This window comes from Flagellimonas oceanensis (assembly GCF_003992595.1).
GTDB classification, from domain to species: domain Bacteria; phylum Bacteroidota; class Bacteroidia; order Flavobacteriales; family Flavobacteriaceae; genus Flagellimonas; species Flagellimonas oceanensis.
Genome location: NZ_RZNA01000008.1, coordinates 1 through 22,488, shown reverse-complemented (window position 1 = coordinate 22,488; position 22,488 = coordinate 1). Strand labels below are relative to the sequence as shown.

General features: G+C 41.0%; 19 protein-coding genes. 11 read left to right on the top strand and 8 right to left on the bottom strand.

Going from position 1 to position 22,488, the window contains the following annotated elements:
* Positions 1 to 10: 10 nt before the first annotated feature.
* The gene (locus tag EO132_RS03310; RefSeq protein WP_127136682.1) at positions 11 to 775 is read right to left on the bottom strand and encodes an MBL fold metallo-hydrolase; all 765 of its coding nucleotides are present in this window, start codon (positions 773 to 775) and stop codon (positions 11 to 13) included.
* A gap of 89 nt (positions 776 to 864) precedes the next feature.
* On the opposite strand from EO132_RS03310, the gene EO132_RS03305 reads away from it, so the two are divergent.
* The gene (locus tag EO132_RS03305; protein WP_127136586.1) at positions 865 to 2,316 is read left to right on the top strand and encodes a TonB-dependent receptor; all 1,452 of its coding nucleotides are present in this window, start codon (positions 865 to 867) and stop codon (positions 2,314 to 2,316) included.
* A gap of 126 nt (positions 2,317 to 2,442) precedes the next feature.
* Here EO132_RS03305 and bcp read toward each other — a convergent pair whose 3' ends face one another.
* Positions 2,443 to 2,895: a thioredoxin-dependent thiol peroxidase gene (gene bcp, locus EO132_RS03300; protein ID WP_127136585.1), complete on the bottom strand. Its 453-nt coding sequence runs from the start codon at positions 2,893 to 2,895 to the stop codon at positions 2,443 to 2,445.
* Between the two features lie 55 nt (positions 2,896 to 2,950).
* Between bcp and EO132_RS03295 the strand changes: the two genes are divergently transcribed.
* Positions 2,951 to 3,613 carry an endonuclease III domain-containing protein gene (locus tag EO132_RS03295; protein ID WP_127136584.1) on the top strand — a complete coding sequence of 221 codons (663 nt, stop codon included), beginning with the start codon at positions 2,951 to 2,953 and terminating at the stop codon, positions 3,611 to 3,613.
* Between the two features lie 252 nt (positions 3,614 to 3,865).
* On the opposite strand, the gene EO132_RS03290 is transcribed toward EO132_RS03295, so the two are convergent.
* Positions 3,866 to 4,450, bottom strand: a complete 585-nt coding sequence (locus tag EO132_RS03290) for an RNA polymerase sigma factor (protein WP_127136583.1) — start codon at positions 4,448 to 4,450, stop codon at positions 3,866 to 3,868.
* Positions 4,451 to 4,700: 250 nt separating this feature from the next.
* Between EO132_RS03290 and uvrA the strand changes: the two genes are divergently transcribed.
* The 5 genes from uvrA to EO132_RS03270 all read left to right on the top strand — a co-directional run bounded on the left by uvrA (position 4,701) and on the right by EO132_RS03270 (position 11,809).
* A complete protein-coding gene (gene uvrA / locus EO132_RS03285; RefSeq protein ID WP_127136582.1) occupies positions 4,701 to 7,478 on the top strand; it encodes an excinuclease ABC subunit UvrA in 2,778 nt (925 codons plus the stop codon).
* 348 nt (positions 7,479 to 7,826) lie between these two features.
* A complete protein-coding gene (locus tag EO132_RS03280) occupies positions 7,827 to 8,480 on the top strand; it encodes a DUF7507 domain-containing protein (protein ID WP_127136581.1) in 654 nt (217 codons plus the stop codon).
* Positions 8,481 to 8,561: 81 nt separating this feature from the next.
* Positions 8,562 to 9,437 carry a DUF7507 domain-containing protein gene (locus tag EO132_RS19520; protein ID WP_235856368.1) on the top strand — a complete coding sequence of 292 codons (876 nt, stop codon included), beginning with the start codon at positions 8,562 to 8,564 and terminating at the stop codon, positions 9,435 to 9,437.
* 177 nt (positions 9,438 to 9,614) lie between these two features.
* Positions 9,615 to 10,475: an OmpA family protein gene (locus EO132_RS03275; RefSeq protein WP_235856367.1), complete on the top strand. Its 861-nt coding sequence runs from the start codon at positions 9,615 to 9,617 to the stop codon at positions 10,473 to 10,475.
* Between the two features lie 116 nt (positions 10,476 to 10,591).
* Complete coding sequence (locus EO132_RS03270) at positions 10,592 to 11,809, top strand: hypothetical protein (RefSeq protein ID WP_127136580.1); 1,218 nt, start codon at positions 10,592 to 10,594, stop codon at positions 11,807 to 11,809.
* A gap of 51 nt (positions 11,810 to 11,860) precedes the next feature.
* Here the strand turns inward: EO132_RS03270 and EO132_RS03265 are convergent, their stop codons facing one another.
* The 4 genes from EO132_RS03265 to EO132_RS03250 are packed head-to-tail and all read right to left on the bottom strand — an operon-like array spanning position 11,861 to position 17,306.
* Positions 11,861 to 13,321, bottom strand: coding sequence for a lipopolysaccharide biosynthesis protein (locus tag EO132_RS03265; RefSeq protein ID WP_127136579.1), 1,461 nt, complete (start codon positions 13,319 to 13,321; stop codon positions 11,861 to 11,863).
* Positions 13,321 to 14,589, bottom strand: coding sequence for a glycosyltransferase (locus EO132_RS03260; protein ID WP_127136578.1), 1,269 nt, complete (start codon positions 14,587 to 14,589; stop codon positions 13,321 to 13,323). Before EO132_RS03260 ends, EO132_RS03265 begins: the two co-directional genes overlap by 1 nt.
* Positions 14,589 to 17,021 (bottom strand): YfhO family protein, encoded by a 2,433-nt coding sequence (locus tag EO132_RS03255; RefSeq protein WP_127136577.1) that lies wholly within the window; start codon positions 17,019 to 17,021, stop codon positions 14,589 to 14,591. The genes EO132_RS03260 and EO132_RS03255 overlap by 1 nt, the downstream gene beginning before the upstream one ends.
* Positions 17,022 to 17,045: 24 nt before the next feature.
* Positions 17,046 to 17,306 (bottom strand): DUF4834 family protein, encoded by a 261-nt coding sequence (locus EO132_RS03250; RefSeq protein ID WP_127136576.1) that lies wholly within the window; start codon positions 17,304 to 17,306, stop codon positions 17,046 to 17,048.
* An 87-nt stretch (positions 17,307 to 17,393) separates the two neighbouring features.
* On the opposite strand from EO132_RS03250, the gene EO132_RS03245 reads away from it, so the two are divergent.
* From EO132_RS03245 to EO132_RS03230, 4 genes are all read left to right on the top strand, one after another.
* A complete protein-coding gene (locus EO132_RS03245) occupies positions 17,394 to 18,377 on the top strand; it encodes a transporter (RefSeq protein ID WP_127136575.1) in 984 nt (327 codons plus the stop codon).
* Positions 18,378 to 18,443: 66 nt separating this feature from the next.
* A complete protein-coding gene (locus EO132_RS03240; protein WP_127136574.1) occupies positions 18,444 to 19,562 on the top strand; it encodes a GTP cyclohydrolase in 1,119 nt (372 codons plus the stop codon).
* A gap of 132 nt (positions 19,563 to 19,694) precedes the next feature.
* Positions 19,695 to 20,381, top strand: a complete 687-nt coding sequence (locus tag EO132_RS03235) for a hypothetical protein (RefSeq protein WP_235856366.1) — start codon at positions 19,695 to 19,697, stop codon at positions 20,379 to 20,381.
* Between the two features lie 426 nt (positions 20,382 to 20,807).
* On the top strand, positions 20,808 to 21,077 hold the full coding sequence (locus EO132_RS03230) for a hypothetical protein (RefSeq protein WP_127136573.1): 270 nt from the start codon (positions 20,808 to 20,810) through the stop codon (positions 21,075 to 21,077).
* Between the two features lie 220 nt (positions 21,078 to 21,297).
* Here EO132_RS03230 and EO132_RS03225 read toward each other — a convergent pair whose 3' ends face one another.
* Positions 21,298 to 22,287: a transposase gene (locus tag EO132_RS03225; protein ID WP_127136571.1), complete on the bottom strand. Its 990-nt coding sequence runs from the start codon at positions 22,285 to 22,287 to the stop codon at positions 21,298 to 21,300.
* Positions 22,288 to 22,488 lie beyond the last annotated feature (201 nt).

The following is a 22,488-nucleotide window of genomic DNA, read 5'->3' as shown; positions in this document are numbered from 1 at the left end:
TTAAGAACTTCTATATTTTTATCTTTAGATTATCGTAGGCCAAATGTATGTTTTTGGGAAGACTTTTTTCCACTTCTTCATGAAATCCCAACAAAGCACTGATATGGGTAAAATACGTTTGCTCTGCCCCCACTTTTTCAGCAAATTCCAAAGCTTCCTCTAAATTAAAGTGGGAGTGATGGGGCTCGAGCCGAAGCGCATTTATTACCAATACTTTGGCTCCTTTCATTTTTTTGATTTCCTCCTCCTCTACCCGTTTCACATCGGTCATGTAGATGAACTCACCAAAACGATACCCGAAGACCTGTAATCTGTTGTGATAAGCTTCAATAGGTACCACATCCAAATCGCCCAAAGGAATGTTCTCGTTCTTTGAAACTTCGTGCACTTGTACGGCTGGTGCTCCTGGATAACGGTCTTCATCTGCAAAAATGTAGTCAAAACGTCTTCTGAGGGAATCCAGCACCCTTGGATGTGCATAGATGGGAATGTCTCCTTGTCGAAAGAAAAAAGGGCGAATGTCATCAATCCCCGCGGTGTGATCGGCGTGCTCGTGGGTAAACAGAATCCCATCCAATTTATCTATGGGATTGGTCAGCATTTGCTGTCTGAAATCTGGGCCACAATCAATTACATAATTGTAATCTTTCCATGAAATCAACATGGATACGCGAAGTCTTTTGTCTTTGGGGTCTTTACTGAGGCAAACGGGATGGTTGCTTCCGATTACCGGTATTCCTTGTGAAGTTCCCGTGCCCAAAAAAGTAATGGTCATCTTATCATCCATTAAATCCAAAATTATAACTTATTTATTTAATAGATTGCGTGAAGAGTGTAACTTTGCTTCACATTAAAAAAACGGACATGCCTAGCTTACCAAGCAAAGAAAATGCTTTTGAGAATATTCCTTCCATCAAGGCGAAAACCCTTCGGATAAACTTGAACCGTGATATTTACGGAACCTTTGCCGAGATTGGTGCTGGGCAGGAAACCGCCAGACATTTCTTTAGAGCTGGAGGAGCTTCCGGGACCATTGCAAAGGCGATGAGCGCATATGACAAATCTTTTAGTGATGCTATTTATGGTATTGAGGAAGATGGACGCTACGTTACGCAGTCACGTTTGAAAAAGATGCTGGACCACGAAATGAAATTGGTCGAGGAGCGAATCAGCAGGGAAAGTAATCCTGATTATCTGTTTTTCAGTTTTGCCAACACCGTGGCCACCATAGATTTCTCCAAAAGATACAAGGGACATGGTTGGGTAGGACTTCGTTTTCAGTTGGATCCTGATCAAAAAGAGTATGATGAGATTGTTCTACATATCCGTTTTAAGCAAAATGAAGCTAGGTTACAGCAAGAAACTTTAGGTATTTTAGGGGTTAACTTGATGTATGGGGCTTTTTTCAAGTTCCATAAGCCCAAAAAGCTTTTGAAATACCTCTACGATCATATCGACCATGATACTTTGGAGATTGATATGATCAACTTTACGGGGCCTAATTTTGCCGACGTCGATAACCGTTTGATGAGCCTTCAGCTGATTAAAAATGACATGACGGATGCCGTAATGTTCGGCCCGGATGGAAATAACTTGCTTCCTGCAGCTGTTCTTTACAAGAAAAATATCTTGGCATTGCGCGGTAGTTTTAGACCGGTTACCAAGGTGAATATGGACATGTTCCAGAAATCATACGACATCTTTGTTAGGGAGCAAACGGTGGATATGGAAAATGCCATTGTGGTTTTTGAGATTACCTTGTCCAACTTAAAAGCAGCTGGGGAGATTGATGAGCAGGATTTTATGGACAGGGCAGAACTACTTTGTTCCCTAGGCCATACGGTACTGATATCCAAATTCCAGGAGTACTATAAACTTGTAGAATACTTTAATAATTATACCAAGGCCAAGATTGGATTGACAATGGGTGTCAACAACTTGGTGGATGTATTTGATGAGAAATACTATCGTCACTTAAGTGGTGGTATATTGGAGGCATTCGGTAAATTGTTCTTTAAGGATTTGAAGGTGTATCTCTATCCGATGAAAGATCCTGAAACCGGACAAATCCTTACGAGCAACAATGTAAAAGTTCATCCAAGAATGAAGGAGTTGTACAAATTCTTCAAGTACAATGGCAAGGTAATGGACATTATTGATTATGATCCTGATATTCTCCATATTTTCTCGAGGGATGTACTCAAGCAAATCATCAACAAAGATGAAGGATGGGAAAAAGAACTTCCCGAGGGTATTGCTGAAATCATCAAGGAAAAGGACTTATTTACCAGAAAAGTTCTGGAAGAAAAAGAATAGAAATAAAGAAAGGCGCTGAATCAGCGCCTTTTTTATTTAAAATTGTCAGTTCGAGCATAGTCAAAAACTTTAAAATGCTTCCTGTTTTAAGACATCTCAACTGAGCTCGATGTGACAAATAGTATATTAAGACAATATCTGCGCTGCGTGATCTTTTGTCTTTACTTTTTCAATCACATTTTCCACTTTACCATCACCATCAACAACGAAAGTGGTTCGGTGGATGCCGTCGTATTCCCTGCCCATGAACTTCTTCGGTCCCCAAACACCAAAGGTGTTGATTACCGTATGGTCTTCATCGGCCAGTAATGGAAAAGGGAACTCATATTTGTTCTTAAAATTGGATTGCTTTTTTTCCGAATCGGCGCTAACACCCAAAAGTTCATAACCTTGGTCTTGCAATTCCTTATAATTGTCCCGTAAATTGCAAGCTTCGGCCGTACAACCTGGGGTATTTGCCTTGGGATAGAAGAATACAACCAATTTTTTGCCTTTGTAATCGCTTAGATTAATTGTGTTGCCGTCTTGGTCTTTTGCTGAAAAATCAGGTACTTTATCCCCTACTTTTAACATATTCATGTGCGTTGCTCTTGAATTAATTGTTTAATATTTACTTTATCAAAGTTAAACAAATATGACCAAACAAGAAAAGGTTGATTTTGCTATAAAAACTCTGGATGAACTCTATCCGACCATACCCATTCCACTTGACCATAAAGACCCCTATACTTTGTTGATTGCTGTCTTGTTATCAGCTCAAAGTACCGATGTTCGGGTCAATCAGATTACACCATTATTATTTGAGAAAGCGGATAATCCCTTTGATATGGTCAAACTTTCAGAGGAGGAAATTCGGGAAATCATCAAACCCGTGGGGCTCTCCCCTATGAAATCCAAAGGAATTTACGGGCTCTCCAAAATATTGATTGAAAAGTATAACGGCGAGGTACCTCGGAACATAGCTTTACTTGAGGAATTACCTGCCGTAGGACATAAAACGGCCAGTGTAGTGGTTTCACAAGCTTTTGGAATCCCTGCATTCCCTGTGGACACCCATATTCACCGGTTGATGTACCGTTGGGGATTCAGTAGTGGTAAAAACGTGGTGCAAACGGAACGTGATGCCAAACGATTGTTCCCTGAAGAGATTTGGAATCGTTTGCATCTCCAAATTATATGGTACGGTAGGGAATATTCCCCTGCAAGGGGCTGGGACTTGGAAAAAGATGTTATTACCAAGACCATTGGACGCAAATCAGTGATCAACGAATACTATAAAAACAAAAAGAGCCGCTAATTGCGGCTCTTTTCATCAGTTTGATCCTTAAATTAATTCAATGTTACTTCAAACTGGTGTTTTTTGTAGTCAACTACATGAATCGATTTTGAAAAGCTAAGTAAGAAATCTACTGTTTTCTGACTCGCTTTTACCGTTCTAACGGATTTTTGTTCTTCAGAGTAAATGTTTTCCATATTCTAGCGTAAGTAATTGTTTCCATTATATAACGGCACTAGATTGGAAATATTGTTGGCTTCGACGTAATGCCAATTAATTCGTTAAAACGATATTTCTACGCTCTACGATTTTTCTAAGGTTGATAAGGGCATATCGCATTCTTCCCAAAGCTGTATTGATGCTCACGTTGGTGTTTTCGGATATCTCCTTGAAGCTCATATCCTTATAAATACGCATAATCAACACTTCTCTTTGATCGTCTGGCAATTCATCGATCAAAAGGGTAAGGTCACTTTCAATCTGATCTTTGATGATTTGCTTTTCGGCATTCAATTTCTCGTCCTTAATTACGGAGAATATATTGAAATCATCGCTACCCTCGAATTTGGGCATTCTTTTGTTCTTACGGAAGTGGTCTATTACCAGGTTGTGCGCTATACGCATTACCCAGGGTAAAAATTTACCTTCTTCGCTGTATTTTCCTTTTTTAAGGGTTTTGATCACCTTGATGAAAGTGTCCTGGAAAATGTCCTCTGCAACATCCCTGTCCAAAACTTTGCTATAAATGAAGCTGGTGATTCTTTGGTTGTGCCTGTTGATCAGGATTTCAAGAGCTTTTTCGTCTCCGTCAATGTAGTTCCTTACTAAAATCGAGTCTTTAATCTGTAGTTGTTCCATACAAATTACTTTTTTGGGTTAAAATCACAGTCCTCCCTTTACCAAGAAAGACTTTAGTTATTCAGTTTTTAATCTTTAAAAAGTAATTATTCTGTATAGGCCTATCAGGATTTTAATTACACACCAAATATAGATAAACAGGTAGGCGACCTAAAATCTATGTTGTGAGTTGACGATTTTTATATGTTAACTGATGCAATATACGTATTAAGTGTTGTGTATCGTATCTTTGAGACCCTAATTTTAACAGATGGCAATCAATATCAACGTAGATCCCAAGCAGAATATTATCATAAAGGGTGCCAAACTGCATAACCTTAAAAATATAGATGTTGTTATCCCGAGGAATAAATTGGTGGTTATCACGGGTTTATCAGGTTCAGGGAAGTCCAGTTTAGCTTTTGATACACTGTACGCCGAAGGACAGCGTAGGTATGTGGAAAGTCTTTCCTCCTACGCACGCCAGTTTTTGGGAAAGCTAGACAAACCCAAGGTTGACTATATTAAAGGTATAGCCCCCGCAATTGCCATAGAACAAAAAGTAAATTCCACCAATCCACGATCTACGGTCGGGACCACTACGGAAATCTACGATTACCTAAAGTTGTTGTATGCGAGAATCGGGAAGACCCTATCCCCTATTTCGGGCAAGGAAGTGAAAAAGCATACCGTTACCGACGTCATTAATTATATAAAGGAACTCAACGAAAGGGACAAGCTCTTATTATTGGCTCCCATAACCATCAGCGAAGAACGTGAACCGTTGAAATCCTTGGAGCTTTTCTCCAAGCAAGGTTATGCCCGTATTAAATATAAAGGAGAAGTCATTCGAATTGATCAAGCTCCTGAAGATATTGGTAGGGAATTTGATTTGGTGGTAGATCGTATCATTGTAAAGGATGATGAAGACTTTTACAATCGTTTGGCCAATGCGGTAGACAATGCTTTTTTTGAAGGCAAAGGGCAATGCTCCATCGAGAATCTTCAAACAGATGAGATCAAAACCTTTAGTAACCAGTTTGAGCTGGATGGGATGAAGTTTCTGGAACCAAATGTCCACTTGTTCAGCTTTAACAATCCATATGGAGCCTGCCCAAAATGTGAAGGCTATGGCGATGTAATCGGTATTGATGCGGATTTGGTGATTCCCAACACAGCCTTATCGGTTTACGAGAATGCCGTTTTTCCTTGGCGTGGCGAAAGTATGAGCTGGTACCGAGATCAATTGGTAAATGCTGCCTACAAGTTTGATTTTCCAATCCACAAACCTTGGTTTGAACTTTCCGAAGAACAAAAACAATTGGTCTGGGACGGAAACGAACATTTTATAGGAATCCATAAGTTTTTTGAGCAGCTAGAGGAGAAAAGTTATAAAATCCAGAACAGGGTGATGCTTTCCCGTTACCGTGGTAAAACCAGATGTTCTGTATGTAAAGGAAAGCGACTGCGAAAAGAAGCAGATTATGTGAAAGTCGGCGGAAAGTCCATTTCAGATTTGATAGAACTGCCCATCAACCAGTTGATGCCATTTTTTGAAGCATTGCAACTTTCCGAGCATGACACCTCAGTCTCTAAAAGACTTTTGAAGGAAATTACTACGCGCTTGGACTTTTTGGACAAGGTTGGTTTGAGCTACCTTACCTTAAATAGAAAATCCAATACGCTATCTGGCGGAGAAAGTCAACGGATAAACTTGGCTACATCATTGGGAAGCAGTTTGGTTGGCTCCATGTACATCTTGGACGAGCCCAGTATTGGATTGCACCCTCGAGACACCGAGAATTTGATCGAAGTCTTAAAATCGCTTCGTGATTTGGGCAATACCGTAATCGTAGTCGAACATGATGAAGACATTATGAAAGCTGCCGATGAAATTATCGATATTGGTCCAGAAGCAGGGACCTTGGGCGGAAACGTTGTGGCCACTGGAGATTGGGAAACCATCCTCCAAGCTGATTCACTTACAGCATCGTACCTTAATGGGACCATGAAAATTCCGGTGCCCAAAGAGCGAAGAAATTCCAAACATTACATTCAAATCAAGGGCGCCCGTGAAAACAACCTTAAAAATATAGATGTCACATTCCCATTGAATGTGCTTACCGTGGTAACGGGCGTATCAGGGAGTGGAAAAAGTACCTTGGTCAGAAAAATACTGTATCCGTCCATCTTAAAGGAAACAGGAGGTTATGGTGAAAAGGCCGGTCAGTTCTCGGCAATGGAAGGCAAGTATGCTCACATTAAACACGTAGAGTTTGTGGATCAAAACCCCATTGGACGTTCCTCACGCTCCAATCCCGTTACCTATATAAAGGCCTACGATGATATCCGTAGTCTATTTGCATCACAAAAACTGAGCAAGCTTCGTGGCTACAAGGCCAAACACTTTTCTTTTAATGTGGATGGTGGGCGCTGTGAAAAATGTAAGGGCGAAGGTGAAATCACTGTAGAGATGCAATTTATGGCCGATGTGCATTTGGAATGTGATGCTTGTGACGGCAAACGATTCAAAAAAGATATCCTCGAAGTACAGTTTGAAGGAAAGAACATCGATGATATTCTTAACATGACCATTGATGATGCCATTGAGCACTTTTCAACCCACAAGCAGGATAAAATCGTAACCAAACTAAAGCCTTTGCAAGATGTCGGATTAGGCTACGTAGCGCTTGGGCAGTCCTCCTCTACCCTTTCCGGTGGTGAGGCACAACGCATAAAGCTTGCTTCATTTTTGGTAAAAGGTCATACAAAGGAAAAAGCGTTGTTCATCTTTGATGAACCTACGACAGGGCTTCACTTCCACGACATCAAAAAACTGCTAAAATCCTTTGATGAGCTCATTGACAAAGGCCATTCGGTAATTGTTATCGAACACAATATGGAACTGGTCAAATGTGCAGACTATATTATCGACCTCGGTCCTGAAGGCGGTGAAAAGGGAGGAAATTTGGTGGTAGAGGGTACTCCTGAGGAAATCGTCAAAAATTCAAAATCCTACACCGCTAATTATTTAAAGAACAGTCTTTAATTACCATTTCGACAATTAAAAAAAAGACACCCATTTAAGTGAAATAGGTGTCTTTTTTCTTACTGTTATTTTCAGATTAACGGAAAATATCGCCTTTTATAACTTTCCGTAAAAACCATTCGTGAATTCATATCCACTCTACGTCAATTGAATCCACCCGTTCGTCAATTCAGGACAACATATAAAAATGTTTAAGTAGATATTTGGACCCATAATACAATGAAAATTACTCTTATAAAGTACTGACTACCAAAAGTTTTAAATCAGTTCCATTGGCTTTTAAAGGGGTTTTCTGTAATCCTCCATATAACGAAACACTTTCTATGTTTTTGTATTAAACCATTCCACATGAACAATACTACCCTCCCAAACTCACTGAAGAACATTATCAAGGGAAGTTTAATTCCCATTTTTGCCTTACTAATTACTCACAGCTGTTTTGCAGAGATTATCAATCATTCTACCAAAAATGAAATTTTCAATTCATTCGGGGATATGCCTTTTGCGCCAGGAATTTCCATTACCGTGGATGGCACCCCTTTGGACGGTTTGGAAGGTAGCCCTGGGTGTAATCTCGTATTGTATGAGATTACTGTAACCAATACAGGTACGGATGACTTGGAAAATGTTGTGGTCAGCGATGCTTTGTTGGAGGGAATCATTAGGGGCCCTACGGAAAGTCTCAATCCTGATAATATTCTGGAAATTGGGGAAGTATGGACCTATAGCGCTGCCCATGTTACAACACCACAAGAAAAAATAGATGATCAAATGGAAACACTGACATCGGTCACTGCGAATGTTGTAGGTCAATTTGACGAAAATGTCAACGATGACGATGCCACAACCGTCGCCTTGGACTCATGCCCTTTAAGTTCGGAAATAGCCGTGGTAAAGACAGGTAACCCCCTAGGGAGTATTGATAGTGGAGCACAAGGATGTAACTTAATAATCTGCCAATTTACGGTAACCAGCGAAGGAGGAAATACGTTAGAAATGTAGTACTCACGGACCCTTTATTGGGCGGGGACCTTGGAGCTCCCGATGCTGTCTCAGATCCAAACAACAACAGTTTACTGGAAGATGGTGAAGAATGGACCTATTACCGTTCCCTATAATACAACCATACTGGATAAGTTCAATGAAGAGGTTATCAATCAGGCGGTTGTAACTGCAAACATTCAAGGGGACCCCAACCCTCTGGTTCTTGATTTATCCGATGATGACAGTGTATCGGAAAATGACCCTACTGCAGTATCATTGCCCTCTTGTCCATCTAAAGATTATATAGCTGTGGTTAAAGCAGGTGCAGCAATCGAAGGGATAGAACAAGGCCCAGGATGTAACTTAATACTATATGAATTTACAGTTACCAACGAAGGAGAGAACATTCTGGGGAATGTTGTTCTTAATGACCCTTTATTGGGAGGTGTAATTGCTGGTCCTTTTGAAGGGGATGACAACTATGATGGATTCCTTGATTTGAACGAAGTGTGGCGTTACACTGCCCAATACAATATTACACAAGAAGACATTAACAATGGCTTTTTTGAGAATCAAGCAATTGTATCGGCAGATATTCAAGGACTGAATCAAATGGCCATAGACCTATCCGATGATGATAGTGTACTGGAGGATGTCCCAACTATCATTGATCTATCATTTTGCTCAGGAGCAGATATTGGTTTGATCAAAGTCGGACAAGCCGTGGACATCAATGGCGATGGATGTATTGAAAGTATTCTGTACACCTTCACATTGACCAACACAGGAAGCGTTGACATTAACGAAATTACCTTGGAGGACGAACTCCTTGGTGGCGAGGTGCCTGGACCTGTTGATGGAACCGACACCAAAAACGACGATGGAACTTGGGACAACGTGAAGGAACTCCCTTTCAACGATGACTCCTACTCTGTGGCCCACCCAGCTCTGAACCTGGAAGAAACAAGATTGTAATTTTCCTCAAACATGGAGGGAACATTGGGCGAATCCGATATTTGGTATATAGATATTTTGTAAAACGATACGTATGGCCAACCGGTTAATCTCGGGCCAGTCATCAATACTGCGGAAAGAGAAACATTTCCATTTATAAGCGATAGAAACGGATTGTTCTTCTCAAGCGATGGCCATGTGGGACTTAGAGGTTTGGACATTTTCAGGGCCTCACACAACAATTCCGAAGGGTTTTATGCAGTAACCAATCTGGAACAACCCATCAATTCCAATCAAGATGACTTTGGATTTATCGTGAAAGAAAAAGAAAAAATCGGATATCTGTCCTCCAATAGAGACGGGGGAGGCGGTAGTAGTTCAGATGATATCTATCTCTTGACCGAAAACTGCAATCCTGTCATCTATGGTGCTATTACCAATGCAAAAACCGGAGAACCCTTGGAAGGTTCAATGGTTTATTTAATGGATGAAAACAATCAAGTGATATCCCAAAAAATTACCCTAGCAAACGGCAACTACCGATTTGAGGACGATATGGATTGTGAAAAACAATATGTAGTCAGGGCTTCCAACGAAGAGAAGGAATACGAACCACTTGAAAAAGTTGTGATGACCCCAGAAGGAACTATGATGCTTCAGGTGGACTTGGCCCTTACCCCACCCGATTGTCCAGTTGATGACCTTGGCTGTAGATTGGATTTACAACCTATCTATTTTGATTTTGACAAGCACAACATCAGACCTGACGCTGAAGTGGAACTGGCCAAAATATTGGAGGCCATGAAGGAATACCCACAATTGAATATTCATATTGAATCCCATACCGATTCTAGAGGGAACGATGCCTACAACATGCGATTGTCCGAGAGAAGGGCAAAATCCACCCTTGAATGGTTGGTTGAAAAAGGTATCGATAGAGATCGATTATCCTCAAAAGGGTATGGAGAATCACAGTTGATCAACAATTTCAGTAATGGAGTAAACTGCTCAAAAGAGGCCCATCAATTGAACCGAAGATCTATGTTTATCATTAAATAAGTAGTTCTATCTAGTTTTTTTATGCTGATAATCAGTGTTTTACAATTTTTGGCACGCTGATTGCTTATTATAGGGTGGATGTAAATAGTTGCATCTAGAACTTAAAACCTTGTAGTATGAAAAAGTTAGTACTCATTATAGCAGCGGTTGTTTTCGGAATACCAAGTATCCAAGCAGAAACAACCAATACAGTGGCCACCGCCACAAATTACCGATATGGAAATTCTTTCATCTTTGTAGAAGGTGGTGTAACATTTTCCGTATACCCTGATGGTGAGTTCGATTTTTATATGGACAACAGGGTTAATGTAGGTGTTGGTGCACAAATCGGAAACGTTGGCATCACCTTTAATTCAGGGTACAACTATAACCCCTTTGTTCAGTACGATGATTACGGTGCCGTAATCCAAGTTGAGAACACCCCTATTTATTATGACTATTACGGTCGCGTATCTCAAATTGGTAGCGTGGATATCTGGTACAACAATGGTAGGGTTCGAAGAGTCGGTGGATTGAATATTTACTATAATGGTGGTGTTTTTAGTCACTATACTGGATATATCAACATATATAATAGAAGATATGTGTACAGACCATTCCACAGGTATTTTGTTAGACCCGCCGTAGGTTTCTGTAATGTATACGCAAGACCATATAGAAGGTATTACAGCCCTATCCGATATACCTATTATGCTCCTTACAGACAAAATACCAGAAGGGCTTATGCCAGATTGGGTAAGGTGTACAGAAACAACAATAATAGATATAGAAGGGAAAACATCTATAGAAATGATAGAAGAGTTTCGGTGAGAGACAACCGAGCAAGAAGAGCAGATTACGGAAGAAGCAATGCAACAGTGGCTAAAAATTCTTCAAGAAGAGGAAATAGTACTGTAAACCGTTCAAGTAATTCCGTAAGAGGACCAAAAGTTGTTTCCAGGGATTCTAGAAGCAATAATAATAGAAAGTCAAATAATGTAACAAGATCTGGAAGAACAACGGCTTCCAATAACAAGGCACAAAGAGCTTCGAACAATAGAAGTTCCAATGCCAGAAAAGCGACTCCGCGTACAAGCAGTAGAACCGTAAAACGTTCTGCGCAAAGTACCTATAGAAAACCGCAGACTACATCGAGAACACCAAGTAGGTCCACGGTAAGCAGAGGAAGCTCTTCAAGGAAAGCCGTTTCCAGAAGCTCTAGGCCAAGCGTGCGCAAAAGCTCTGTAAGCAGAAAGAGCAGTTCTAGACCTAGCGTAAGCAGAAGTTCAAGTGCTAGAAAAAGTAGTGCTAGAACCTCAAGAAGTTCTAGAGGTTCTTCCAGGAGAAATAATTAGATAGATTTTTTTAGGTTGGTTAGTTGTTTACCCCGTAGTTGAATTTATTCGCTACGGGGTATTTTTTTTGAGCCATTTGGATAAGAAACCGGTCACATCTTCAGAAATATTAAAGCGGTACAGAATGCCCACGTACATGACCACAATGAGAAATGACTTTAGGCCAATATTGATGATGGGATGAAATTGAAACTGCACCAAATCAAAAAGAACAGCCAACAGCACCAAGGTAGCGAACACCTTAAAAGTAGCCGCAGTAAAGGGCATAATACCAAACTTTATCTTCACAAAAATCAGTTTTACCAAATTGAAGATAAAAATGGAGACAAAACTGGCGAATGCGGCACCCTCAAGACCAAATTTCGGAATCAATATATAATTCAGGAGAATGGTCAACGCGGCCAAGCACACCCCGAAAATCAAAACCGTTTTATAATAGTGGGAATTGTACAGAATGGAATTGATGTTCCCCAACAACGAATCCATCACTTTGGCCAAGCCGATCAAGAATACGATAACAAAACCATTTCTATAATTCTCCGGCAACATTAAATACAAGTCGTTCAGGTTGAGGATAATCAGCACAAACAGGATGCCCGAGGCAATAAACAGGGTCAGCGAGCTCTTTTTGTACAATTTATCGAGCCCGGCATCATTATGGGTGTTCAGCAGCTCCGCCGTTAAAGGATAGGTAATTTGGTGCATGGCACGGGAGGGCACGATAATTACCGTGGCAATATACACCGAAACACCATAGTACGCCACATTTTCAATACTGATGAACTGATTCAGCATGACCTTATCGATTTCCAGCAAAATCAATGCTGCTGAGCCGCCTAAGATAATCAAGAAGGAATAGGACAGTATTTCCTTGGTAAAGGGCGGAAACTTAAAATCCAATTTGGGCATCCTTAGGGTAAACGCATATATTTTGATAATAACAGTCCGCAACAAATACAATCCCACCAAACATTTGAAGAACGTATCCAACGAAATCACATCAAAATAAAAAAGGACAAGCAAAATGGATACCCCTATCCTAGCGAAAACCTCCTTCATAAAATTTCCGAAAACGGACTTTAAATGCACCTTGGCCCACGAATAGAATACCTCAAAATAGCCCATGGCCAATCCCACAAAAAAGACATACCACAAGTAGTCCTTTACCATAGGATTTACTTGTGACACCCAATCACCAATGGAATCGTACCAAATAAAGCCGACCAAGGCTACCGGCAAAATCCCCAATAAAGGAATCAACAACATCAACGTAAAAAAACCGTCTTTTTCCACTTCCTGATGGTTGCTATAATATTTTACCATGGTGTTGTGCACACCAAAAGCCATTAAAGGCATAAGGATGGCACCCGATGCCAAAATAAACGTGACCAGTCCATAATATTCATCAGGTAAAATTTTGGTGTAGAGGAACAATGTATTTATGGCCCCAAAAAAGAACCCTAAATACGTTACCACAGTATTCTGTATGGATTGTTTTAGAACAACGCCCATTAGATAAATTTAGCCAAAGATTCCGTTAATGCTTTTCTATGGTATTGCTCCACACCTTCCGAATTGCAGACCAATGTACCGTTTTCGTATTGGTGGAATGCTTTCAAAAGTACTCTTTTTATGTGCGCAACCTCGGTATGTAAACACATCGTGCCTGCATGGTGTTCTTCCACCATGGCGCCTGCCTCCCACCCTTTTGGGCCAATGGCCAGAATGGGGCGCTTTGCATTCAAATATTCGAATAATTTTCCTGGGATGATGCCTTGTGTTTCTTCGGAATCAATTTCCAATAACAATAGCACCTGCGACTTTTGCTGGGTTTCCAAGACCTTATCGTGTGAGAGGTAGCCCAACTGTTCCACATGAGCATCCAGTCCAAAATCTTTAATGGAATGCAGCACTTCCTCCCCCACTACGCCCGCCAATTGTACTTTTAGTGCTTTTCCAAACACTTCGTTTTCTGCAATTAATTCCTGTAATGCTTGCCAAAACCCTAAAGGGTTTCTTCCTGTTAGCAAGGAGCCTATGTGCGAAACAGTAAATTTAGAATCCAGTTCCGTTGGGGATAATTCTTCATCAAAACCATTGGTGATCACCTTTATGGGTTTTGGAGTGATTGCCTCGAATTCAGTTTTGGTCGTGTTGCTGGTCACCACAATTTTGTCAGCCTTCAACAGCACGCCTTTTTCCAAAGCTTTGTGCTTTAACCTGGCGTATTCCGTCAAACGTAATTTTTTATGATAACCTATGGAGGTCCAAGGATCCCGAAAATCGGCAATCCATTGAATATGGTACTTCTTTTTAAGGCCAAGCCCGATCAAATGCAGGCTGTGTGGTGGGCCTGTGGTTATAATGGTTTCAATGCCTTCCTCCGCAATCACTTTTGCCAAGTAAGAAATGGATGGTCTTACCCAAAGTTTCCGCGCATCGGGAATAAAAAAATTACCACGAATCCAAAGCAGCACCTTTTCTATGAAAGAAGGATTTTTCTCTTTTATGATTCCCGAACTAATGGTCTTCGTTTTCTTTTTGGAGAGCAAAGAAGCCCAAGCATACGGTTCTTTTATGGGTTGTTTCAGGACTTTGATCGAGGACGGAACTTCCGCTACCAATTTTTCATCCACCAAGGGATAGCTTGGATTTTCTGGAACATAAACGATGGGTTCCAAGCCAAACTCCGGTAAGTATTTCGTGAACTTAAGCCAACGCTGTACCCCTGGTCCCCCTGCTGGAGGCCAATAGTACGCTATGACCAAGATTTTTCGCATTAGGATTCTTCCTTTTTACCGCGGAACAGGGTAAAGCCCAATCCCCCAACAATAATCAATCCCAAAAGAATATTGGATGCCAACGTAATCTGGCTTCCCGTTTCCACCACTTCGGGCTCAAATTTGAACTCGATTTCGTGCTGACCGGCAGGTACTTTCATACCACGTAGGGCATAATCCACCTTGTAATGTTCCTGTGGCTCCCCATCAATAAAGGCATTCCAACCCGATGGGTAATGCATTTCGGAGAATACCGCAAAACCATCATTGGCATTGTTGGCACTATATTTTAAATAATCGGGACGATACTCCACCAAATCGATGCTTGCGGTAGAATCCACCGAATACCGTAACTTGGTCAATTCTGGATACTCCTTGGTATTGACCACCGCTTGGGTTTTGGAATTGAAATCCTTGAGTTTCAAAATTTCCTCGTTGGCAGATGCAACAGGTATCAACTGATTCACAAACCATGCGTTACCGTTGGCATCGGGGTTTACAGCAGGATAACTGTTCCCTTCCTCATCTTGTTGAATGACGTATTTCACATTCAACATGTTCATGACCTGAAGATTGTTCTGGTACAGATGGTACTCGAACAAATTTTGAAGTGCCCTAGGTTTGGCGGCGTGATACCCGCCCACAGATTTATGAAAGTAAGAAGTTCGGGCACCGTTCAAGCCTTCTTGTGGGTCGAAAACCCGAAAAATGGAATCATCCTGTTGAATCATCTGATCTATCTGATTCGCTTGAAAAGGTTCGTTTACTTGACGCTGACGTACAAAATCGTCCTCATTGACATATCGGAGGTCCACACCGACCAAATCAAACAGGATCAGGGCACCCAAAGCGAAGACCAATATATTTTTGTTGATTTTATCTTTGATAAAAAACCATAAAGCGGCAGCGGCCAAGGCTACGTAAATCAACGAACGGATGGTGTCGTTCACGTAGACCGCTTCACGATCTCGCTGGATCATGGTCATCAATTCATCGCCAAAGTAGCCGCGGTACATTTCGTCGCGCATACCCTCAAAGTCAAAGAAACCTTTCAGCAGGAAAATGACGATGCCAAGTCCTACCGAAACAAAGAAACTCAGTTTTAATGCTTTTAGTTTTTCCTTTTGGTCAACCGATGATTTGAACAGTTCCCGAATTCCAAGAATCCCTAACACCGGCAAACAAAGCTCCAACACCACTTGAATGGAAGAAACCGCCCTGAATTTGTTGTAGAGAGGGAAATAATCAATCATAAAATTGGTAAGCAAGGGGAAGTTTTTACCCCAAGAGAGCACTAACGATAAAATAGCTCCGGATAACAACCACCATTTCTTTTTACCATCCACCAGAAAAACACCCAACATAAACAGGAAAAATACAATGGCCCCAACGTAGGCAGGTGCGGCCACAATGGGTTGATCTCCCCAATATAAAGGCAAACTGCTCGAAAATTCCATGGCCTTGGTGGACGATAGCCCTTGATTGGTCAAATATTCGTAGGCTTTGGAATCCTTGCCCAAATCCTCACCTCCCGAGCCTCCGAACAGTCGGGGTGCAAACAGGTTCAGGGATTCTGCGATTCCGTAGCTGTATTGTGTTATGTATTCTTTCTCCAGCCCTGTGGAAATCTCTTTTTCACTTCCATCTGGGTTTACCGTAAGTTCTGATTTACCACGGGTACTCCAATCCGCATATTCCTTAGTGGCCAAAAGACTTGTGGCATTGGTAAAGATGGACAGTACAACCGCTACGACCAAAATACCCACCGAAGCGAAGAAATGTTTGAGCTCTTTTTCTTTGATGGCATAAATGAGATACACCAAACCCATCACCAGCACCAAAAGCATAAAATAATAAGTCATTTGGTAGTGATTGGCACTGATTTCAAGCGCCATGGCCAATGCGGTCAGTATGAATCCCAGAATATATTTTTTTCGAAACACGAGCACAATGCCTCCCAACACCATGGGAATGTACCCCAGCGCATGTGCCTTGGCATTGTGTCCCACGCCAAGAATAATGATCATGTAGGTAGAGAAGCCGAAAGCAATAGCTCCCAGAGCGGCCAATCTAAAATCCACCTTCAAACATAAAAGCAGTATGTAAAACCCTATCAAATATAAGAACAGATAATCGGCAGGTCGTGGCAAAAACCGAATCAAACGGTCCAGCTCCTTTACGTAGTTGTGCGGATAATTGGCTCCCAACTGATACGTGGGCATTCCGCCGAAAGCACTATTGGTCCAGTAGGATTCCTCGCCCGTTACATCTTTGTAGGCATCACGTTCTTGGGCCATGCCCTTGTATTGGGCTATGTCGGATTGATAAATGGCTTTTCCTTGCAAAACTGGATAAAAATAGACCAGCGAGGCAAGGATAAATAAAGCAATAACACAAATATGGGTGATAATGGCTTTTGGAGAAAGATTCATGGATAGGTTTTGATTCGGCAAATATTAATCAATTTCCTCAAAATCTATGTATTCTCCAACTTTTTTTGAGGGATTGGATTTGCGGGGCGGTTTTTTGGAAATGGAGGTCTCCCCTTCCTTAGGTGCTTCATTGCCAAAATCTTGAGCGTTTCCAAACTGCTGTGAAAAACGTTCGTTTGTCTTCTTCACTGCATAATTCAGTAGTTTCGGGGCCAACCACTTCATAAGGAATTTGAGCCCGTAGTATACTAATATGACAATTAAAATCGTTTGTAGTAAAACCATATAACCTTAGTTATTGAATCAAATTTACACTGTTAGTAGCGTAAACCCATCAAACGTATCTTAAAATAGTATTAAAAACCCAGTTATATGGACATTTCCATGATCAAAAAGTCTTTTTTTCTTTTCGTTCTATTCCCAACCTTCATTTTTGCGCAATATACCGATGTGATCAATTCCAACCGACCCGGAAGGGCCGCGAGTGCTTACGCTGTTGGTAAAAACGTGATTCAGGCCGAGGTGGGAATGTTGTACGAACAGCAAGACAATGCCGATTTGAATTCCGACTCCAACATTTTTGGGGCGGATTATGCGTTTAGGTACGGATTGCTTTTTGAGGAACTGGAAGTGATTGCCGAAGGATCTTTCATCACACAAAATATCACGTATCCCGATTTGGGCATTGAGGGCAACCTGACGAATTTTTCACGAAACCGCGTAGGTTTAAAATATTTGGTTTTTGACCCGTTCAAAAATCCGGAACGCAACAAACCGAATTTGTACAGCTGGAGGGCCAACAATGTATTCCAATGGAAAAATCTGATTCCTGCCGTATCAGTGTATGGTGGAGCCAATTTTGTATTGGGCGACAATCCATTTTACCCCAATGAGCCTACAGTCTCCTACCGTGGTGGTATTCAGACACAGAGCAGGCTTTCGCCAAGGTTCGTGTTGATTTCCAATATTGCCTACGACCGCATTACCACCGATTTTCCGGAATGGCGCTACGCCCTATCCGTTACCCATTCTTTCCGTGATCCTAGATGGAGTGTCTTTTTTGAAGGACAAGGCATTTCCGGGGACCGCTATTCGGATATTATCTTGAGAACCGGGGTTGCCCGTTTGATCAATCCGAATTTCCAGGCTGATTTTCATTTGGGTTCCGGCTTTAAAAATGACCCATCCCGATTGTTTGTGGTGCTGGGTTTTTCTTACCGATTGGACTTTCATAAGGATGAACTTATTCCTATCAACGAACAGCAATCCGGTGTGAATGGAAAAATCAAAAAGAACGCCAACCGAAAAAAATCGAGAAAACGAAAGAAAAACAAAGGTGGCACCATAGATTTTTAAGTTTTGCATCAACTTCATTTTTCTACTGCAAGTAATATTCATAATATTGGGCATTAATTTGCACGTATGGTTTCCGTTAAACAGGTTCAGTCCAAATCCGACCTTAAGCGATTTGTGAAATTTCCATTTTCGCTCTACAAGGATTCCCCCTATTGGGTACCCCCTATCATCAAAGATGAAATGGCTTCTTTTGACAAGGACGAAAACCCTGTTTTTAAATCGGCGGAGGCCCAATTCTTTTTGGCCTACAAAGACGGTAAAATCGTGGGACGCGTAGCAGCCATCATCAACTGGTTGGAAGTAAAGGAACAAGGCCTTAAAAAAATGCGGTTCGGTTGGTTCGATTTTGTGGACGACCTTGAGGTTTCCAAAGCCTTGTTGGACAAAGTCCGTGAGATTGGAAAGGAACACCAGCTTGAATATATGGAAGGGCCCGTAGGCTTTTCCAATTTGGATAAGGTTGGCGTACTTACCGAAGGTTTTGACCATATTGGAACCATGGTTACCTGGTACAACCACCCCTATTATCAGTCACATTTTGAGCAACACGGCTTTACCAAGGAAAAAGAATACCGCGAAAGCAAGTTCTTAGCCGCCAATGCTGACCCAAAACTGTTCGCGAAGGCCAATTTACTGATCAAGAAACGCTATGGGCTCCGCGAGATGAACTTTGAAAAGAGTTCCGAGATCATGCCCTGGGTGGACAAGATGTTCGACCTTTTTAATGACACCTATGCCAAGCTATCCTCTTTTGTGAAGATCACGGATATCCAGAAGGAGTATTTCAAAAAGAAATATATCAGCTTCATCAATCCGGAATACATCAAATTTGTGGTGGATGCAGAGGATAATCTGGTTGCCTTCGCCATTGTGATGCCCTCTTTTTCCGAAGCGTTGCAAAAGGCGAACGGTAAATTGTTCCCATTTGGGATTTTTCATTTGTTACATGCCCGAAAGCATAGCAAGGATGCTATTTTTTATCTGATCGGCATCCATCCGAAGTATCAAAACAAAGGGGTTACTTCCATTATTTTCAACGAGTTCTATCATACCTTTAAAAAGCGTGGGGTGGTCAACTGTATTCGTACCCCGGAATTGGAGGACAATATCGCCATACAGCAAATGTGGAAGCATTTTGACCCCAAGGTCATCAAACGTAGGCGTACCTATGTGAAGGACCTGTAATAGCTTCATTTTGTTGGCCAATGCGCCTGCGAAAGGTATCTTTCAGAAAAAATTCAAATTGATTTTGTAATTTGAACGCTGCTATCGTTTCCTATTGATAGTAACTTAGCGCAGCATCCAAATAGGTAGTATATGTACAAGAAAGTTCAGTATATAAACAAGTTGTACACCATTTTACCAAAACCTATGCGAAAAATTATATTCCTGATTTTAATTTTACAATCGTCTTTGACTTTTTCACAAGTTCAACAATACTTTTTTGTGGATGATGTAGAAGTCGTTGAATATCTATATGTCCAAATTTGCATTGGAGAAAACGGAGAAACAACATCTGTAACTGAAATTCCAAAAAGAACGACTTATAAAAACAAAGATGTTATTCAACAAATTATAGAATATCGGAAAGGAATTGACTTTTTACCTGAAAGTAAATTTAGCAACCAATGTTTCGACTATCCCTTTACCATTGTGAATTCAAAGTATGAATCGATGGCTGAAACGGATTCAAATTGTTTCACCGAATTTGGAAAGGGAAAATATCGGTATATAAATCCCGAATATCGAGATGTGAAAATCAAAAGACGGAAACGAAAGCAAATTGAAAAAACAAAGGACTCGAAATTGGTTTTTAAAATCGAGTGGATTTCACCTTGCAATTATGTTTTGACCTACTTAAAAGTTTCAAAACCTGAACATAAATACCTAATTGGACAAAAAATAGATGTCAAAATTATTGACGTTCTAGAAAACGGAAATTATGTCTATTATTCAAATTTATCTGACCGAACTTATGGATTTGGAGAAATGGAAAAATTATAAAAACGGTGTACAACACTGGCTATAATTCATTGTTCCCTCCTGCCTTGAACTAAATTCCCTATTTTTAAGAAAACTATTAACCACGGGAATGCTTTCGTAATGCGGCATTGGCTCGCTGGAAAATCGCACCGGCCAGCCACAACGAAATCATAGCCGAGAACCGTTAGCAGCAAGCTTAAAATGAAATTTACAATCAAAATATTGATCGGGGTTTTAATGTTAGCATCAACTAACATAATTGCTTGCACTTGCTCAATCCCAAAAAGTTTAAAAGCTATTCAAGATTATGAATTTGAAAATTCAGAATGCATCTTCATTGGAGAGGTAATAGAAATTGACCCTATAAATAGTTTGTTTCAGTTTAAAGTTGTAGAATCTTTTAAAGGCTAAGAAAACGGTACGGTTTATACTGGAGCATATGACCAAATGTGCGGTCCAATAATTGATAAAACTGGAAATTGGCTGATTTATGGGAATTTCAACGATGAGAATCAAGTTGTAATAAATCATTGTGGACTAACACGAAGCCTCAATAGTCCTGAAGACAATATTTCTGCTACAAAACCTCCAAAACCACCTTTACCAAATGAAAAAGAAACGGAATCGGAGATTGAGAGAAAAATAACAGAATGGAGATTAAGAGCAAAATCGGATTTGGAGAATGAGATAAAAGAATTAAGGAAACGAACAGAATAAAAAAGCCAGCTGCTAACACTGGCTATAATTCATTGTTTCCTCCTGCCTTGATCTAAATTCCCTACTTTTAAGAAAACAAAAACCACGGGAATGCTTTCGTAAAGCGGCCCTGGCTCGCTGGAAAATCGCACCGGCCCACGCTGTCGCTCGCCAGCCGCCAGCCACAACGAAATCATAGCCGTATTCCAAGATCAAATCCAAACTTATTTAGATCTTATTGTCAAGCCGCGTATTGCTGTAAAACCACATATGGCGTTCCTCTTTTTACTACTGAGAATGCCCTTGCCAAAAGTTTGTTCCTGACATTGTTCAAGGCAAGCATCTTAGGCTTCCCTTCCGCTATTTTTCGTTTATAGTACGCCCTGAGCTCCGGATCATGTTGTATTGCCGATATACCTGCCATACTCAACAAAGTCTTCATCTTTCTGTCCCCGATCCAATGACACTGTCTCTTCCTTCTCAAACCACTACCGGATTGGTGGTCATAGGGAGCCAGACCACAATAACTCGAGAATTTTCTCCATGAATCGAATTGCCGGAAGTTTTGGGTGTGATAGAGCAGCTGGCACGCCACCACAAAACCAATCCCACGTAAAGAAAGCAACAGTCCGTAATTGCCCGACAATTCCTCATCCTCCCTTAGTATCTGATCCATTCTGGCCTCAATGGCCTTGACCTGTTTATCAAGTGAAGCTATCGTCCTCTTAATGCAAATACAGCCTATATCCGTGGATGGACTCCCCAACAAATGTTCCATCTCCTTTAAGGTGCCCAATAGCCCCGCCCTATTGCGTACCATTTGATCACGAAGGCCCAATAACCTCCCCAACTCCTGATAAACCAAACTCTTTGCCTCGCTCATGGTCAGTTCTTCCCTGCACAACCAGGCATATCTTGCTATGAGCCGGGAATCCACCTTGTCGCTCTTTTCCCGTACCAGACCAAGGGACCTTTTTATCCTCAACGGATTCTCCTCTACATAATCAACACCTTGCCCACTTAAATAGCAGGACAGTTTCAAGGAATAGTTCCCCGTGTTCTCAAAACAGTAAAAAAAGGATTCCTTCACTTCTTTTCCCACCCAGGACAACATGGAACGATACCCCCTTATGTCGTTCGCAAATACCTTGTGCTTGCCCAATAGATGACAGCTAACGTCCAAAGTCTTCTTTGATACATCGATACCAATGGCTTCTTTGTAATTTTTCATAATTTTAAAATTGACAGTTAATTTATGTTGCAAAAACTATTTCCTTTATTGGGTGCTACAACACCTGGTATTCCAATTGGTTCTATGCAACTTTTAGGAGAAAAGAGGACTGATACGTCTAGTAAGGCTTAACTTAGAGACCGTTTTAGTTCTCCTCTTTCTCTTATTCAATTTATAAATTCAAAGTAAAGGAGACCGTTG